The sequence below is a fragment of the Acinetobacter sp. C15 genome (genome assembly GCF_013420645.1).
Taxonomy (GTDB): Bacteria; Pseudomonadota; Gammaproteobacteria; order Pseudomonadales; family Moraxellaceae; genus Acinetobacter; species Acinetobacter indicus.
The window spans coordinates 36,608-54,457 of the sequence record NZ_VOXR01000010.1 but is presented as its reverse complement, the minus strand read 5'-3'; the positions used below and the strand labels follow the sequence as shown (position 1 = coordinate 54,457).

Genomic DNA, 17,850 nt, shown 5'->3' with positions numbered 1-17,850 from the left:
GAAGAAGTGGCGTCCCTACGGGGATTCGAACCCCGGTTACCGCCGTGAAAGGGCGATGTCCTAGGCCTCTAGACGATAGGGACTTAATAAAATATTACTTCTGAAATTGGCGTCCCTACGGGGATTCGAACCCCGGTTACCGCCGTGAAAGGGCGATGTCCTAGGCCTCTAGACGATAGGGACGTTTCAGAGGTGGGCGTATATTAGGGTGAAAAAAGGAGGGTGTCAAACGCTTTTCTACAATTTTCTGGCTGCAAGGCTTTTAAGCGAATAAATTTAGAACAATTTGCATAAATCAGGTGAAAATTCCCTCAATTTAAGCACTTTCTGGCAGTAACTCGACCAAGGCCTCTAAGACTTGGAGGTGCTGTAAATAGCCATAGACTTCATGAGGACGATCTACCGGAGTTTGTACCTGCCGGTTCAGAATGGCCGGTTTAAAATGAAACGGTGGTTCCGACAGTGGGAAGGCGGTCAGAAAATCATCCGGAGAATAAAAATTAATCCAGTCGCCATGCAGGGCAGTGGGGCGCTGAATCGGCTGTTGTAAATGCTCCTGAATCACCCGAAAGGCCAGCGGCGAACCGAGGGTAATAAAGCGTGCAATATTCAGTTCCGGATGCTGAATTAACAGATTATAGGCAATTACCGTGCCTAAGGAATGCGCCAGAATAATATGGGTGTCATCCTGACAGAGCTGGGCATAAATCCGGCTGTGTACCTCTTGAATAAAATGCGGATCGGCCAGGTATAAATAGGCTTCGACCAGAAATTTATGCAACAAGCTGGCATGCAGTTTGGGAAAATAATTGATCAGCCGGGCAAAATCACGCAGTGCAATATCCCGGCTTAAAGCACTAAGCCATTTCAGTTTCTGGTTAAAGTTAAGTGCATCATAGACTTGCAGATGCGGAATATTGCAATCGCCGGGGCGATGTTCTTCCACCACTGTGGTCGGTTTTTGAATTTTGACTGGATGCAGCAGTGGAAAATGCGGCCAGTGCTGCGGCATCAGGGTGCTGGCATTTAAAGTGTTTTGCAGATGATGTTTGGAGAGCAAATCGCCATAAAACGGCATACAGATGACCTGTTTTAAATCGGCAAAAAATGGGACTGCTGGCTGCGTTTTAAACCCTGCTCCAGTATTGATAACCACAGTCGACGCAGTGAATCGGCAGTCTGGTGTTGCTGATTCATCCCATGAATGCAAATAATATTCATTGTCGGGTCAGCATGTGAATGAGAATGGCTTTATTTAACAGTATAAATAAAAAAAGAGCGGCCGGGGCCGCTCTTTACTGCAAATCCTGATCAGATTTTTTTATGATAAAAACGGTAATAGCTGATATAGCAGGCTGCAATAAAGATTAAACAGCCAAAGAAACTGATGCGCATGGATGGATCAAATACCATACTCAAACAGGTAATCAGACAGAATACAAAGCCCAGAATTGGCACAATCGGGAACAATGGTGCGGCAAAGCCCAGCTCTTTCACGCTACGACCCTGTTTATACCATTCACGGCGGAAGTTGAAATGACTTAAGCAGATACTCATCCAGACCACCACCATGGTAAAGGCTGCAATACCGAGCAGGTTGGTAAAAATCAGCTCAGGTGCAAACTGCTCAGACAGCAAGCCTGGCATTGCGCCCAGCATGGTGACCATCACTGCAACATAAGGAATACCACGCGAGTTGACCTTGGAGAAAACCTGCGGCAACTGCTTCTGATACGACAATGACCACATCATCCGCGATGCTGCAAACAACCCTGAGTTGGCGGCAGACAGTAAGGCGGTAATGATCACGAAGCGGATAATATCTTCTGCGTATGGAATCCCGATGTGCTGGAACACGGTCACAAATGGACTGCTACTCACGCCCTCAGCGGCCAGACCGGCTTCCTGATGCGGCAATAACGCAGTCACCACCAGAATGGTTCCGACAAAGAAAATCAGCAGGCGGAAAATTGCGGTGTTGATGGCTTTCGGGACGTTTTTGGCCGGGTCTTTGGTTTCACCAGCGGCCACACCAATCAGTTCGGTGCCGGAGAAGGCAAAGTTCACAATCAGCATGGTGGTGAAAATCGGGAATAAACCTTCCGGGAACCAGCCCTGTGCGGTTAAATTGCTAAACAGCGGCGCAGATTCATAGCCCTGATAGCCGATCACGCCGAAAATGGCCAGCAGACCGAGCAGAATAAAGGCCACCACGGTCACGACTTTGACCAGTGCCAGCCAGAATTCGGATTCAGCAAACCAGCGGCTAGACACCATATTTAAGGTAAAGACAAATACCCCAAAAATAATGGTCCATAACCACATCGAGATGTGCGGGAACCACTCCTGCATCAGCAGGGCGGCTGCGGTAAATTCAGTCCCCAGGGTGACTGACCAGGTCAGCCAGTACAGCCAGGTGACGGTATAGCCTGTTCCGGGTCCAATATAACGTTTGGCATAAGCACCAAAAGAACCGGATTCAGGCATATGGACAGCCAGTTCGCCCAAACACAGCATAACCATGTAAGCGATCACGCCGCCCAGAAAATAAGCAAGAATGGCACCTACAGGCCCCGTTTGTGCAATGACTTCACCCGAACCTAAAAATAAACCAGTTCCGATTGCACCACCAAGTGAAATCATAACCAGATGTCGAGTACTCATAGCGCGTTTTAAAGGCGCAGAATTGCCCTGATGCGTAGCATCATTCGGAGAATGAGATGTCTGCATAAGAGTAGGAGAATAAAAGAATAGAGAAGCAGGCTATTGTAGAGAAAAACTACAAATCTGCAATCAATAATCAAAACAATTGGGTTAGAAGTAATCGTCTGGCGCGATTTAGATGGCGTCCCTACGGGGATTCGAACCCCGGTTACCGCCGTGAAAGGGCGATGTCCTAGGCCTCTAGACGATAGGGACGTTGCGAGGTGAGGGCTATATTAGGGATTTGTCCCAAAGATGTCAATTTGATGACGGGAATAATTCCACGATTTGGATTTATTTGTCTAAAAAGTATCTGTTTAGGCTGTTGGAAAATTTATCGTTTGATGATGGCCACCCGGTTTTTAATAAGCACTTCAATCTGCACTGGATTTTAACCAATGAGCATCTGCACGACTCATCGTACTGGAGATAAAAAAGACCACGTTTAGTGGTCTGGGGTTTGGTACTCAGGTGCTTGTGGTTGCGGCGCGGCCTGTTCAGCCGGTGCGGGCGCTTGCGGTGCTTTGCTATCACGCGACACAATGTACAGATAAAGTGCCGAAGGCAGCAAAATAATCAGGACCAGAAAAATCTTTTTTAACATTGTCTTATAAAAACAGCATGGGAAATTACTGCAATTATAGCGGATGCACAGGCCAAAAGCGCAAGCCTGTGCATGTTTCCACGTTAGAACTTAAAGGTCACATCGGCAATAAACTGCCGGCCAATGTCGGGCTGGGCGCTGCTGCTGCTGTCAATAAAGCTGTTGGCACGGTTGGTGACATTGTTAATGGTCAGGCCGAAAATGGTTTGAGTATTTTTAAAAGATGGAATCCGGTAGCTGGCTTTCAAGTCCCAATAAAACTTGTTCTGGGTGGTGTAAGGCGTATAGGCATCATGCTGCACACCTTGTGCATCGGTATAGCCTTTGGCCTCACGCTTTAGGGCATCGACTTTACCCTGATAACTCAGGAAATGACTGAGCGTTAGCGGCAGGCGGTCAAACTGCATCTCCCAGTTCAGGCGCACGGTCCACGGCACATGAAATTCATGGGCAGGGCGATCCTCGGCATCAATCAGTTGCCCCTTATAATAGACTTGCGGGGTGGCGGTCAGAATATCGGTGCTGTCGTAATGATCAAAATTGCGCGTGGTTTCAGTATAGTCGGCATTCAGGGCCAGACGATGTTGTGCGCCTAAAAATGCCAGTGGCGCCAGATTACGGATGGAAAGCGAATAAATATCGGATGCAGAGCGCCCGCGATTGTCATAGCTATAACTCAGATCTTCCAGATTCATTTTGGTTTTACGTAACTGGTCCTGATTGTCACGGTTGACCCATTTCAGGCTGAATGCGGTATTATTCAGTTTGGAACTCAGGCCAAGTACGGTTTCATCGCTATACGGGGTTTTCAGCTCGGAACGATAGGTGAAACTGGTCTTTCCTGCGGTTTTGGGTGTCCAGCCCTGTTCCAGCTGCGCGCGTGTATATTTCTGCTCAAACTGGTCAATCCGGTCATTCAGTTCATTCACAAACGCATTTAGCCCGTAATAGCGGTTCCAGCCACCCAAAAGGATCAGGCGTTCATTGCCCAAGGGACGGATTTCTAGTGCAGTTCTGGGGGCAACATTGTTCTGTTTATGGATGGAATCATAGTCACTCCGGAAGCCCAAGGTTGCGCTCAGATACTGATACCAGTGAATCTGGTCTTCAATAAAGGCATGCCAGCGATCCTGACGGATATCCAGTTGACCGGCATAATAGCTGGTTTTGCTGCTTAAATACTGGCCTTGATATTTTCCATCCAGACTTGGCGCAGTATCACAGGCATCATATAGAGTGCCATTATCAGACTGGCAGTCGGCGCCGCTTAAATTTAAAGGCGTGGCATATACGTGGGCAGTTTCAGGGCGTTGCCAGTAAGCAGCATAATGGCCATAGCCGGCCCCGATTTTAAACTGATGCCGCAAAGATGCGGTTTCAATCGGCTCAAACAGGGCTTTAATGGTGTATTCCAGCCGGCTTTCTTGCTGCTTTAAGCCGCCCATATGACCTTCGAAACTATATTTGTCCTTGCCCCAGTTTTTGCTGCTCGAGTTGAGCCAGCTATAGTGATTCTGGGCAGCCTGACGTCCCGCTTGCTGGCGTTGATAGTTCAGCTGCTGGGTCAGCAAGACACTGTCGAGCTGGTTGTTCAGATTAAAATACAGGTTCTGGCTGTTCGAGTGCTGGGTCGATTCAGAATCACGGATATTGGATTTAAAATACAGTCCATCATTTTCCAAAAAGCTCGCACCCAGCTTAAACGAAGTACGTTCAGAGGGATCATAAAATAATTCCACACCGGCATTGCGGGCCTGACGCTGCTGTTCAAATTGCCCTGATTCGGCAAAATCTGTTTTTAAGGGAATGGCTGAATGCCGGTATGAAGCAAAGGCATTAAAACCCCATTGTTCACTGAGCCGGCCATAACTGTTCAGGCTGATGCCCTGTTTGGTGAAGTAGGGCTGTGCCGATTCATCGCTCGAATCTTCAAAAGCATCACGGCTGTCCTGAGAGGGGAAATTGACTTTTGACCAGGCATCCGAGGTGTAGTCATAACTGAGCGAACCGTGAATTTTACCAATTTCGGTTTGCGGAGCGCAGGTTTCGGCAGAAATCACGCCACCGGTAAATTCTCCATATTCCGCCCCGATATTACTGTCTAACACGGTCAGTTTACACAGTAGGTCGGTATTAATGGCAGCGGCCTGTGAATTGCCCATCAGCTGGTTAGGATGATTGGATTGCTGTGCCCCCACCGGATTAATCGTATTGTTGATGGAGAGGCCATTGATCAGAATCTTGTTATCGTAAGCCAATCCGCCATTAATACTGATATCGGCCGCGTTCAGTTCACCTTGCTGCAAGCTGCTGCGAAAGCGGTGACCTAGCTGCACGTTCGGATTCACCTTTAAAAAGTCGGTGATGTTCTTGCTGCTATTCGGGCTTTTCTTTAAATCTTCCTGTTTATAGACTGTTTTTCCCAGCGCATTTTCCTCTTTGGCCTCGACCACAATGGTCGACAGTTTGAGCGAGGGAGAGAGGGTGGTAGGTTCTGATTCTTGAATCTGTTCAGCAAAACTAAGGGAGCTGAAGCTGCTTAAAATGGCCACAGACAAGCTGGAATAGGCAAAACGCATGAGATGTGTTTTTTTGTAAAAGATAATGCAAGCGATTATCATTAAATTTATGGGCTTAATCAATAGAAATGAGAATTATTTGCAATAACAGCTTAAATAGACAACAGTGCTGTGCAAAGAAGAATGAATAACAAACAGGAGGGGAGAGAAATGAGATGGCGTCCCTACGGGGATTCGAACCCCGGTTACCGCCGTGAAAGGGCGATGTCCTAGGCCTCTAGACGATAGGGACGTTTAGAAGATGGCGGTATCTTATTGATCCGCCACCAAGGTGTCAAGTAGATGTGGGGTGAGTTTGTTTAAAATATAACAGAACAGTTCCGCGGTCTTTTGTGTGTCGTACAGGGCAGAGTGCGCTTCTTTGCCATCAAATTCAATGCCGGCCTGAATACAGGATTTGGCCAGTACCGTTTGACCGAACATCACTGCGCTTAAGGTTACGGTATCGAGTACGGAAAAGCTATGAAACGGATTCTGGTTTTTGGTACTGGTACGGGCAATGGCCGCCTGTAAAAAGCCCAGATCAAAATGCGCATTGTGGCCGACCAGCACTGCATGAGTACAGTTTTGCTGGCGACGCACTTCATTCACGGATTTAAAAATACGTTTCAGCGCCGTTTTTTCATCTTCAGCCATGGCCATACGCATCGGGTTGAACGGATCAATCCCGATAAAGTCGAGTGAACGACGGTCCAGATTGGCCCCTTCAAACGGATTAATATGCGCATGATAGGCCTGACCCGGAACAAAATGGCCTTCCGCATTAAACACAATCGGAATGGCGGCTATTTCAAGTAAGGCATCGGTTTGCGAATTAAAACCTGCTGTTTCGACATCGACCACAACAGGTAAGAATCCACGGAAACGCTGACCAATTAAAGGTAGAGTTTCGTCTGTCACACTTTTCTCCATTGGATGGTTTGACCGGCATATAGCGGAACAATCTGTTCACCATCCAAATAGTCTAAACTTGCAGGAATCACTTGGTCTTCTTTAACCAGGGTAATCGTACCAGTATTACGCGGCAAACCATAGAAGTCTGCGCCAAAGTGGCTGGCAAAACCTTCTAGGCGGTCCAGTTTACCGACCTGGTCAAAGGCTTGCGCATACAGCTCAATGGCGGTTGGTGCGCTATAGCAGCCGGCACAGCCGCAGGCATTTTCTTTGGCATTTTTAGAATGCGGCGCGCTGTCGGTTCCGAGGAAGAATTTCGGATTGCCACTGGTCGCCACTTCCAGCAAAGTCTGCTGATGGGTTTGACGTTTTAAAATAGGCAGGCAGTAGAAGTGTGGTTTAACCCCACCAACCAGCATGTCATTGCGGTTAAACAGCAAATGTTGCGGAGTAATGGTAGCGGCCACGTTGCGGTCCTGCTCCAGAACAAAGTGCGCTGCTTCGCTGGTGGTGATGTGTTCTAGCACCAGTTTCAGTTTCGGGAACTGTTTTAATAAAGGTGCCAACACTTCATCGAGGAAGCGTTTTTCACGGTCAAAAATATCGACATGCTGATGGGTTACTTCGCCGTGTAACAGCAGCGGCACCTGATGTTCTTCTAACTGTTCAATCACCGCATAGACTTTACGGATGTCGCTGACCCCATTGTCCGAGTTGGTGGTTGCACCGGCCGGATACAGCTTGATGGCATTGACATGCTCGGAGTCTTTAATTTTTTTCACTTCGGCTGGCGAAGTCTGATCGGTGAAATACAGTACCATGCGCGGATCAAACGCCACGCCTTCTGGCACATGCGCCATAATGCGTTCACGATAGCTGATCGCTTCTTCCACGGTTTTTACAGGCGGGACAAGATTCGGCATACAGATCGCACGTGCAAACTGTTTGGCAAGATCTGGAACTGTACGTTTTAATGCTAAACCGTCACGTAAGTGAGCATGCCAGTCATCTGGCTGTAAAAGAGTAATCGTATTCAAGGTGATGCCGATCGAAAAATAAATGGAATGATAATCTATAAACCTGACAATGATAACGTCAAATCTAGACAAAAGATGCCTTATATTGAATTAATTTTTATCATTTTGTGTTATTTTTAAGCGACTATAAAAATTATATTTTATGTCAATGGAATACAAATATAAGCTTGTCCAATTGCAATACGACAAGGAAAAAATAGAGGCACTGATTGCCCGGCAACGACGCAGCGCGGGTCAGGTGTTTCCGAAACAGCTGGAACAGGAATTTTGGCAGCAGTATTTGGAGCGTGCCCGGCATAATATTAACCAGTATTTCTGGTCGGGGGTGCTGGTCTATTTTATTCTGACCATGCTGGTCATTCCCGGGGATTACTGGATTATCCAGCCGCAACATTTCTGGCATGATTTTATCCGCTGTCTGCTCGGGCTACTCAATGGTGGCCTGTGTCTGCTGACGCTGTTTTTCTTTGCCCATTATAAAATCCTGCGGCGCTATTTTGCCTATGCCGCCATGGCGCTGGTGTTCTGGGCCATCCTGTCGATGACCTGGCTCACCATGACCGTGTATACCGAAGCACTGAAATATCAGGCCATGATGATCATCTGTATCATTTACATCATGGGCTATGTGCTGACCGGGGTAAAACCATTTCATATGCTGCTGACCGGATTAATGGCGGCAGTCATGACCATGGTCATGCTGTTTACCTTTTACATTCCAATTGATGTGATGGTGATGGCGCGGGTGCTCATCGGCAGCGTAGTGATGGGTTTTTTAATGAGTAAAATGCTGTGTACCCGAGAGCGGATGATCTTTCTGGTGATGCAGCAGGCGAAACTCGGCGAGAAAATTAACCGGATTAACAGTGAAGAATTGCTGCATTTAAGCCAGCATGATGCACTGACCAAAGTGTCGAACCGGCGCAACTTTGATGAAATGCTGAACAGCTATTATGAGCAGGCGCGGCATGATGAACGGCCCTTGTCCTTGCTATTTATTGATGTCGATTTCTTTAAGCTGTTTAATGATTTTTATGGCCATCAAAAAGGTGATGAAGTCATTTCATCAGTGGCCAAGTCCATTAAAGACGCAATTCGGCATATGGATTTTGTGGCGCGTTATGGCGGCGAAGAATTTGTGGTGTTGCTGCCTGAAACTGATGCGCATGGTGCTTATGCGGTGGCGTCAAATATTTTTAGGGCGATTGAACGGCTGGCCATTCCACATGAAAAATCCAGTGTGTCCGATATCATTACTATCAGCCTGGGTTTTACCGTGTATAAAGGCGAGCTCGAGATTTCCAAGGATGATCTGATTAGCCGTGCCGACCAGGCGCTGTACCGGGCGAAAAAACTCGGCCGGAACCAGATTTATTATCAGACCGCGCAGGTCAGCGATATTCTGCAAGGTTTAGAATAAATCCCAAACAGCAAGTACAAAAAAACCGCCCCGAAGGCGGTTTTTTCATAGAGACAACTTATTTCTTGTCTTTTAATTGTGGAACAGCAGAACCTGTACCCACGGCCAGTAAACCGGCACCGGTATAAATGCCAAGTTTTTGACGGGTATCGGTAATGTCCAGGTTACGCATGGTTAACTGACCAATACGGTCCATTGGCGTGAACATTGAATCACCTTTTTCCATGGTCAAACGCTCAGCTTCATAGGTGAGGTTTTCAGATTCAGTATTCATGATGGTGTAGTCATTACCACGACGCAGTTCTAAAGTCACCGTACCAGTAATGGCTTTCGCAACCCAACGCTGTGCAGTTTCACGCAGCATCAGTGCTTGAGAATCGAACCAGCGACCTTGATACAGTAAACGGCCTAAACGTAAACCGTTAATGCGGTATTGTTCGATGGTGTCTTCGTTATGAATACCTGTCACTAAACGCTCGTAAGCAATGTGCAGCAGTGCCATACCCGGAGCTTCGTAGATACCACGAGATTTCGCTTCAATGATACGGTTTTCGATCTGATCCGACATCCCCAGACCGTGACGGCCACCAATGCGGTTGGCTTCCAGAATGAACTCTACCGGATCTTCGATACGACGGCCATTCAGTGCAACCGGGAAACCTTCTTCAAAGGTAATTGAAACTTCTTCAGGTGCAATTTCAACGTCATCTTTCCAGAACGCAACGCCCATGATTGGCTCAACAATCTTGATACCGGCATTCAGGTATTCCAGATCTTTGGCTTCGTGTGTTGCACCCAGCATGTTCGAGTCAGTCGAGTAGGCTTTTTCTTTTGACATTTTATAGTCGAAGCCGTTGTCGATCAGGAACTGTGACATTTCTGCACGGCCGCCCAGCTCATCAATAAAGGTCTGGTCTAACCACGGCTTGTAAATTTTGAGCGCCGGGTTGGTCAGTAAGCCGTAACGGTAGAAACGCTCGATGTCGTTACCTTTATAGGTTGAACCATCACCCCAGATGTTCACGTCATCTTCTTTCATGGCAGTAACCAGCATGGTACCAGTAACTGCACGGCCCAGTGGTGTGGTGTTGAAGTAAGGCACACCACCTGTTGAAATGTGGAACGCGCCACACTGAATTGCAGCAATACCTTCAAGTGCCAGCTGTAAACGGCAGTCGATTAAGCGTGCTTTTACTGCGCCATAGGCTTCCGCTTTCTTCGGAATAGCATCGTAATCATCTTCATCTGGCTGACCCAAGTTTGCTGTGTAGGCATAAGGTTCAGCGCCTTTTTGTTTCATCCACAATAAAGCAGCAGAAGTATCTAGACCACCAGAGAAGGCGATACCCACTTTTTTGCCTACTGGTACGCTTTGCAAGATCGTTGCATTATCAGTCATTGCGAGTCCTAACTTATGAATATAGGCAACCAAAATGGTGGCCAAGGAGAATTCGAAAATGGCGCTATTGTAGCACTTTTCCGAAACGATGTTTTCTGAAAAATTTGCTTTCTGAAAAAAGTTAGACTTTTTTCATCGGTTTCAGTTTATTTTCGGCCACAGCAGCCCATTCCTGGCTTGAGTATGATAGAACAATTTATATCCACAGAGAGGAAATGCCGATGCAGCCCAATGTCACACCGCCCCCATTGATCTCCAACAATAACCGCAATGAAACCCTGGCGCTGGTTCATGGTATTTATGCCGGTTTACTCAGTTTTAGTGCAGTGGTGTTCCTGTATCTGGAATATCAGCAGCGCAGTATTGCTACCCTCAATTTAGTGATTGTGATGGCCTTGATGCTGCTGTTGATTTATCTGAATATCAGCGCCTGTTTGAAAGTGAAACGGGGCAATGGTGAAGGACGCACACTGTCGCGTATTCTGGCAGTGCTAATGTTATTAAGCTTTCCAATTGGCACGGTGCTCGGTGCAATTGCGCTATGGAAAAGCAGCAGCAAGCAGTGGCAGAACTGACATTGGCAGTTTGTCATGATAATTTTTTGAAAATGCCATAAACAAATAATAAAAAATCGCTACAGTATTATGCAACAAGTTGCAAAACCAGCGTACAGGAATACATGATGACAACAAGCTATGCACATCTGCTCAGTCCCTTACATTTAGGTTTTACCACCCTGAAAAACCGGGTGGTGATGGGGTCCATGCATACCGGTCTGGAAGACCGCTTTTATAATTATCCGAAACTGGCGGCCTATTTTGGTGAGCGTGCCAAAGGCGGCGTTGGCCTGATTATTACGGGCGGGATTTCACCGAACCGTCAGGGCTGGTTATTACCGGCCGGCGGCACCATGAATACCTTGGGGGATATTGCACCGCATCGACTGGTGACCCACGCGGTACATAAGCATGGCGCCAAAATTCTGTTGCAGATTCTGCATGCCGGCCGTTATGGCTATCAGCCTTTTGTGGTGTCGGCCAGCCCGATTAAATCGCCAATTTCACCGTTTAAACCGCGCCAGCTCAGCGATAAACAGATTTTAAACACCATTCAGGACTATGTGAAAACCGCCAGTCTGGCCAAAAAAGCCGGTTATGATGGCGTGGAAATCATGGGCTCTGAAGGCTATTTGCTAAACCAGTTTTTAAGCCGTCATGTTAATCAGCGCAATGACCGCTGGGGTGGCCCGATTGAAAACCGAATGCGCTTTGCTGTGGAAATTGTCAAAGCCATTCGTGCAGAAATTGGCGATAAATTTATTATCTGCTTCCGTCTGTCGATGCTGGATCTGGTACATGATGGCAACACTATGGATGAAGTCATCACGGTAGCCAAAGCCTTGGAACAGGCCGGTGTGACTTTACTGAATACCGGTATTGGCTGGCATGAAGCGCGTATTCCGACCATTGTGACTTCGGTGCCGCGCGCAGCGTTTGTGGATTACACGGCAGCGGTGAAACAGCAGGTATCGATTCCGGTGATTGCTTCTAACCGGATTAATATGCCGGATACGGCCGAAGAAATTCTGGCAGCGGGCAAAGCCGACATGATTCAGATGGCGCGTCCTTTACTGGCCGATGCTTTCTGGGTCAATAAAACCGCCACTAACCGGGTCGATGAAATCAATACCTGTATTGCCTGTAATCAGGCCTGTCTGGATCATACCTTTAAAAACCAGCGCGCCACCTGTCTGGTCAATCCGCGTGCTGCTTATGAAACCGAACTGGTCTATGTCAAAACCAAACAGCCAAAACGGATTGCCGTGGTGGGCGGTGGAGTCGCTGGTATGTCTGCTGCAACGGTGGCTGCAGGCCGTGGTCATCAGGTGACATTATTTGAAGCCAATGCCGATGTCGGCGGGCAGTTTAATCTGGCCAAAGTGATTCCGGGCAAAGAAGAATTCCACGAAACCATCCGCTATTTTAAAGTGCAGCTGGAAAAAACTGGCGTAGATGTACGTCTGAATACCAAAGTTAACCGCGAGCAGCTGGAACGTGAAGGTTTTGAGGAGGTGATTGTTGCCACTGGTGTGGTGCCACGTACACTCAATATTCCGGGCAGCGATTTACCCCAAGTTCTGTCTTATGCCGAAGTGCTGAATGGCGCGCCTGTCGGTCATAAAGTGGCGGTAATTGGCGCTGGCGGCATTGGCTTTGATGTGTCCGAGTTTTTACTAAAACCGGAGCAGCAGCCACAGCCGCAACCTGTGGAGGACTGGAAACGCGAGTGGGGTGTCGATTTAAATCCACACTATGTGTCTGAAGGCGGTATGCAGGCACCGGAAATTCATCCCCCTGTGCGTGAAATTTATTTGTTGCAGCGTAAAACCACGCCATTGGGTGCCGGGCTAGGCAAGACCACCGGCTGGGTGCATCGTGCACAACTGAAAAAGCACGGCGTACGCATGTTGCGTGGGGTGCAATATAAAGCCATTGGTGATGAAGGCTTGTGGGTAGAAATGGATGGCCATGACCAGTTATTGCGGGTCGATACCGTGGTGGTCTGTGCCGGGCAGGAATCTGTTAAAGAGATTATGCCGGCAACTGGCCAGCAGACCTTGGCGCAATATCACATTATTGGCGGGGCAAAACTGGCAGCAGAACTGGATGCCAAGCGCGCCATTCGCGAAGGTGCTGAATTGGCCGCCAAACTTTAAACATTTGATGAAACAATATTCATTTGAGTCACTTGAATGTAATTTTTACTTGTCAGATGGAAAAAAGCTTCGTATTATGGCGCACATGGAAGCGTGGCAGAGCGGTTTAATGCACCGGTCTTGAAAACCGACGAGGGTGTGAGTCCTCCGTGAGTTCGAATCTCACCGCTTCCGCCAAATTCAAAAAGCCCTTGTATTTGCAAGGGCTTTTTCCTTGCTTGTGCTTTTGTCCCACATTGTAACCCACATAAAATTTTGGATTGGAATAATCAAAATAAAAATAATTCAGATGGCTTTGGATAATAGGTAAATAGAGTGAACCGTTAAAACACTTCGTGCCTGGCATCAAAAATATTTAGATAAACAAAATCCAGTTAAAGTACAGCAGCTTTCAGATCAAGAACGTATTAAACAACTGGAACGCGAAAATAAAGAACTGCAACGTGCTAACGAAATTCTACGTAAAGCAGCTGCTTTTTTCGCCCAGGCGGAGCTCGATCGCCCACACAAATAATGGTGGATTTCATCCATAACAATAAAGACTTATATGGTGTTGATGCGATTTGTAGGATTTTACCGATCGTAGCTTCAACCTATTACCGAACTTTAGATCTCGCTGATGAGAAGCATTGCTTCGCAAGGGAACATCGAGCGAAACGAGATCTACATGATGAGCATCATGCTGAACAAATTAAACGTATTTGGAAAGAAAGTTCAGGTCGATACGGTGTGCGTAAGGTCTGGCAACAATTGAAACGTTAAGGTTATGTTATCGCACGTTGTAGAGTTGCTCGATTGATGCAGAAGCTAGGTATACAAGGTGTTTGGCGTGGTAAGAATAAACAAACCACCCGTAACCGAGATGACCAAAAACGAGCAGATGATTTAGTGAAACGGAATTTTAATGCTGATCATCCTGACCCTTGCGAAGCAGTGCTCAGGTCGATGACTTCACGTATATTCAAACAAATTCAGGCTGGATCTATACCGCCTTTATTATTGATGTGTTCTCACGAGCAATTGTTGGATGGAAAGTATCGACACGGATGAATACAGATATGGTGCTTGGTGCATTGGAGCAAGCATTGCACGATCGAGGTATGCCAAAGAATGTGATTCATCATTCCGATAGAGGTGTTCAATATCTTTCTATTCGCTATACCAATCGTTTAGAAGCTGCAAATTTACGAGCATCAGTCGGTACAACTGGTGATTCATATGATAATGCTCTGGCTGAAACGGTGAATGGCTTATACAAAACAGAAGTGATTGAATTTTAAAAGCAGATTAGCAAGGTTTAGCAGATGTACAACTTGCGACACTAAACTGGGTAGATTGGTTCAATAAAGAGCGTGTACATAGTGCACTGGGTTATGTATCGCCTTTTGATTTTGAAGCAATGTACTATGATAAGATTAACCCGTTAGGTCAGGTGGCCTAACTTAAATAAAAAGTCTCCGACAAACCCGGTACGGTTCACCCTATGAACGATTAAAAGAAAAATTATGTTAATATCTTGGTGTCAGTGGAAGTACTGGTATTCACATGTCCCCTTGTCCGTTATAGGTCATTCGTCTTATGCCGCCTCCCTGATGCTCGCGTCACGGAGGCGATTTTATTAAACGCTAATGGGACAGTAGCGGTTTTGAAAGTGCCTGGAAATTATTGTACTTCTGGCGGGAAACCATCTTCATTCAGCGCCGCCACCAGCTGATCTACGCTGGCACTGCTGTCAACGGTAACGATTTTACTGTCCAGATCAATGTCAACTTTGGCATTCGGGTCCACATCCTGAATGGTGGCTGTTACACCGCGGGCACAGCCGCCGCAAGTCATATTGGCAATATGCAGTTTCATTAAGATGCTCCATGAGTCATGTGAAGATGCTTTCAGTTTAAAGTTTGTCATGATGGGAAGGTCAAGCCAAATTTTTATGCGCAGAGACTTGACCTTCCCATGATGTCAATCTGTATGCTGTAAGAAAGTCTGGGTATTGGCCGAGGTAGGGCATGAGCATCTCCAATTCATCTGCTGTTTTTCGTGAAACATTGTCTATTCAGGGCATGACCTGTGCTTCATGTGTAGGCCGGGTGGAAAAAGCCTTAAAAAAAGTAGATGGGGTCGAGCAGGCCAATGTTAATCTGGCCACCGAACAGGCCGTGGTCGAATCTTCTGTACCACTTGATCGGGCTGCTTTGGTCAAAGCCATCGAGCGCGCCGGTTATGATGTGGTCGTCGCGGCACCCATCGAATTGTCGATTGATGGCATGACCTGTGCCTCCTGCGTGGCGCGGGTAGAAAAAGCCCTGAAAAAAGTGCCGGGGGTGCAGCAGGCTAATGTCAATCTGGCCACTGAGCAGGCCTGGGTCGAAGCCGATACTACGGTCAGTGCCGATAAACTGATTCAGGCCATCCGTAAGGCTGGTTATGATGCCCAGCTACAGACCACGACCACCACTGAACAGGCGGATCAGAAAGCCAGCGAGCAGCAGCAACTAAAACGTGATCTGATGATTTCCCTGGTGCTGGCCATTCCGGTATTTGTGCTGGAAATGGGCTCGCATTTAATTCCGGCTTTTCATATGTGGGTCATGCATCAGATCGGGCAGATGCCGAGCTGGCTGTTGCAGTTCGTGTTGACCACGCTGGTATTGCTATTTCCGGGCCGGCGTTTTTATCAAAAAGGCATTCCGGCCTTGCTGCGTTTCGCGCCGGATATGAACTCGCTTGTGGCGGTTGGAACGCTGGCCGCGTACAGCTTTTCGGTGGTGGCGACTTTTATGCCACAGCTGTTACCGGAAGGCACGGTCAATGTCTATTTTGAAGCTGCCGCGGTGATTGTCAGCCTGATTCTGCTGGGTCGCTACTTTGAAGCCAAAGCCAAAGGTCGTACTTCGCAGGCAATTCAGCACCTGATCGGCATGCAGCCAAAAACTGCCCGCATTGTACGCAATGGCCAAAGTGTGGAAGTGCCGCTGGCTGAAGTCAGCTCGGGTATGCAGGTCGATATCCGCCCAGGAGAGCGGATTCCTGTGGATGGGGAAGTGCTGGAGGGCCGTAGTTATGTCGATGAATCCATGATTAGCGGAGAGCCGCTGCCAGTAGAGAAAATGGCAGGCAGCGCCGTGGTGGGCGGCACCATCAACCAGAATGGCAGTCTGAGCATCCGCGCAACTGCGGTGGGGGCAGATTCGGTGCTGGCGCAAATTATCCGCATGGTCGAGCAGGCGCAAGGCTCCAAACTGCCCATTCAGGCGCTGGTCGATAAAGTCACCATGTGGTTTGTGCCAGCCGTAATGCTGATGGCTGTGCTGACCTTTCTGGTCTGGCTGATTTTTGGTCCTGAACCGGCGCTGACCTTTGGTCTGGTCAATGCTGTAGCGGTGCTGATTATTGCCTGTCCATGTGCTATGGGGCTGGCCACTCCAACCTCGATTATGGTCGGCACTGGACGTGGGGCAGAAATGGGCATTCTGTTCCGTAAAGGCGAAGCCTTGCAGCTGTTACAGGAAGCGCAGGTGGTGGCGGTAGATAAAACCGGCACCTTAACCGAAGGCAAGCCGCAACTGACCGATTTTCATGTACAGGCCGGTTTTGAGCAGACGCAATTATTAAGCTGGGTGGCGGCGGTAGAAGCCAAGTCGGAGCATCCGATTGCCTTTGCTATTGTCGAAGCCGCGCAGCAACAAGGCTTATCTTTACCAGCTGTGAGCGATTTTGATTCGATTGTCGGGTCCGGCGTGAAAGGGCAGGTCAATGGTCAATGGCTGCATATCGGGGCCGACCGTTATATGCATCAGCTGGGTTTAAGTACCACAGCCTTTGATCAGGTTGCGGTACGTTTGGGGCAGGAGGGAAAAACACCACTGTATGTGGCGGTAGAGGATCAACTGGCGGCCATCATTGCCGTGGCCGATCCAATCAAAGACAGCACCTTTGCCGCGATTGAAGCCTTGCATCAGTTGGGCGTAAAAGTGGCAATGATCACCGGCGATAACCGGCATACCGCCGAAGCGATTGCCCGGCAGCTAAAAATTGATACTGTGGTTGCCGAAGTTCTGCCGGAAGGCAAAGTCGATAGCGTACGTGAATTGCAGCAGCAATATGGCCGTCTGGCCTTTGTCGGCGATGGGATTAATGATGCCCCGGCGCTGGCACAGGCCGATGTCGGGCTGGCCATTGGCACCGGTACCGATGTAGCCATTGAAGCCGCCGATGTGGTGCTGATGTCCGGCAGTTTAAAAGGCATTCCCAATGCGATTGCTTTAAGTCAGGCCACTATCCGCAATATCCGCCAGAACCTGTTTTGGGCCTTTGTTTATAACGTGGCCTTAATTCCGATTGCCGCCGGCGTGCTGTATCCGCTGTGGGGCATTTTACTGTCGCCGATGTTTGCTGCAGGCGCAATGGCACTGTCATCCGTGTTTGTGCTGGGCAATGCTTTACGCCTGAAGCGCTTTGCCGCGCCGCTGCAATAGCGGTTGGCGTCAGGATATTT

General features: G+C 48.1%; 11 protein-coding genes, 5 tRNA genes, 2 pseudogenes and 1 other annotated feature. Of the genes and pseudogenes, 6 read left to right on the top strand and 12 right to left on the bottom strand.

Going from position 1 to position 17,850, the window contains the following annotated elements:
* Nucleotides 1-7 precede the first annotated feature (7 nt).
* The 10 genes and pseudogenes from FTT63_RS06020 to pyrC all read right to left on the bottom strand — a co-directional run bounded on the left by FTT63_RS06020 (nt 8) and on the right by pyrC (nt 7,817).
* A tRNA-Glu gene (locus tag FTT63_RS06020) sits at nt 8-83 on the bottom strand.
* Between the two features lie 24 nt (nt 84-107).
* Nucleotides 108-183: transfer RNA gene (locus FTT63_RS06015), tRNA-Glu, on the bottom strand.
* A 133-nt stretch (nt 184-316) separates the two neighbouring features.
* Nucleotides 317-1,221, bottom strand: a pseudogene (locus FTT63_RS06010) (alpha/beta hydrolase).
* 90 nt (nt 1,222-1,311) lie between these two features.
* A complete protein-coding gene (locus FTT63_RS06005) occupies nt 1,312-2,730 on the bottom strand; it encodes an amino acid permease (protein WP_005179201.1) in 1,419 nt (472 codons plus the stop codon).
* A 113-nt stretch (nt 2,731-2,843) separates the two neighbouring features.
* A tRNA-Glu gene (locus tag FTT63_RS06000) sits at nt 2,844-2,919 on the bottom strand.
* Between the two features lie 229 nt (nt 2,920-3,148).
* Nucleotides 3,149-3,307 carry a hypothetical protein gene (locus tag FTT63_RS05995; RefSeq protein WP_016659224.1) on the bottom strand — a complete coding sequence of 53 codons (159 nt, stop codon included), beginning with the start codon at nt 3,305-3,307 and terminating at the stop codon, nt 3,149-3,151.
* An 83-nt stretch (nt 3,308-3,390) separates the two neighbouring features.
* Nucleotides 3,391-5,886, bottom strand: coding sequence for a TonB-dependent siderophore receptor (locus tag FTT63_RS05990; RefSeq protein ID WP_180192078.1), 2,496 nt, complete (start codon nt 5,884-5,886; stop codon nt 3,391-3,393).
* A gap of 156 nt (nt 5,887-6,042) precedes the next feature.
* Nucleotides 6,043-6,118, bottom strand: a tRNA-Glu gene (locus FTT63_RS05985).
* A gap of 20 nt (nt 6,119-6,138) precedes the next feature.
* Nucleotides 6,139-6,798, bottom strand: coding sequence for a ribonuclease T (rnt, locus tag FTT63_RS05980; RefSeq protein ID WP_075167718.1), 660 nt, complete (start codon nt 6,796-6,798; stop codon nt 6,139-6,141).
* Nucleotides 6,783-7,817 carry a dihydroorotase gene (pyrC, locus tag FTT63_RS05975; protein WP_034597856.1) on the bottom strand — a complete coding sequence of 345 codons (1,035 nt, stop codon included), beginning with the start codon at nt 7,815-7,817 and terminating at the stop codon, nt 6,783-6,785. Before pyrC ends, rnt begins: the two co-directional genes overlap by 16 nt.
* 148 nt (nt 7,818-7,965) lie before the next feature.
* Between pyrC and FTT63_RS05970 the strand changes: the two genes are divergently transcribed.
* Complete coding sequence (locus FTT63_RS05970) at nt 7,966-9,237, top strand: GGDEF domain-containing protein (RefSeq protein ID WP_005179187.1); 1,272 nt, start codon at nt 7,966-7,968, stop codon at nt 9,235-9,237.
* A 58-nt stretch (nt 9,238-9,295) separates the two neighbouring features.
* On the opposite strand, the gene argG is transcribed toward FTT63_RS05970, so the two are convergent.
* Complete coding sequence (argG, locus tag FTT63_RS05965) at nt 9,296-10,636, bottom strand: argininosuccinate synthase (RefSeq protein ID WP_005179184.1); 1,341 nt, start codon at nt 10,634-10,636, stop codon at nt 9,296-9,298.
* Between the two features lie 221 nt (nt 10,637-10,857).
* Here argG and FTT63_RS05960 point away from each other — a divergent pair, with 221 nt between their 5' ends.
* From FTT63_RS05960 to FTT63_RS05945, 4 genes and pseudogenes are all read left to right on the top strand, one after another.
* A complete protein-coding gene (locus tag FTT63_RS05960; protein ID WP_180192077.1) occupies nt 10,858-11,211 on the top strand; it encodes a hypothetical protein in 354 nt (117 codons plus the stop codon).
* Between the two features lie 104 nt (nt 11,212-11,315).
* Nucleotides 11,316-13,352 (top strand): NADPH-dependent 2,4-dienoyl-CoA reductase, encoded by a 2,037-nt coding sequence (locus FTT63_RS05955; protein ID WP_180182176.1) that lies wholly within the window; start codon nt 11,316-11,318, stop codon nt 13,350-13,352.
* Nucleotides 13,353-13,439: 87 nt separating this feature from the next.
* A tRNA-Ser gene (locus tag FTT63_RS05950) sits at nt 13,440-13,529 on the top strand.
* Between the two features lie 142 nt (nt 13,530-13,671).
* A pseudogene (locus FTT63_RS05945) lies at nt 13,672-14,793 on the top strand (IS3 family transposase); the annotation flags it as partial.
* Nucleotides 13,824-13,940, top strand: a sequence feature (AL1L pseudoknot). It overlaps the preceding pseudogene by 117 nt.
* Before the next feature lie 221 nt (nt 14,794-15,014).
* Here the strand turns inward: FTT63_RS05945 and FTT63_RS05940 are convergent.
* Complete coding sequence (locus FTT63_RS05940) at nt 15,015-15,209, bottom strand: heavy-metal-associated domain-containing protein (protein ID WP_005179178.1); 195 nt, start codon at nt 15,207-15,209, stop codon at nt 15,015-15,017.
* A 152-nt stretch (nt 15,210-15,361) separates the two neighbouring features.
* Between FTT63_RS05940 and FTT63_RS05935 the strand changes: the two genes are divergently transcribed.
* On the top strand, nt 15,362-17,830 hold the full coding sequence (locus tag FTT63_RS05935; RefSeq protein WP_180192076.1) for a heavy metal translocating P-type ATPase: 2,469 nt from the start codon (nt 15,362-15,364) through the stop codon (nt 17,828-17,830).
* Nucleotides 17,831-17,850 lie beyond the last annotated feature (20 nt).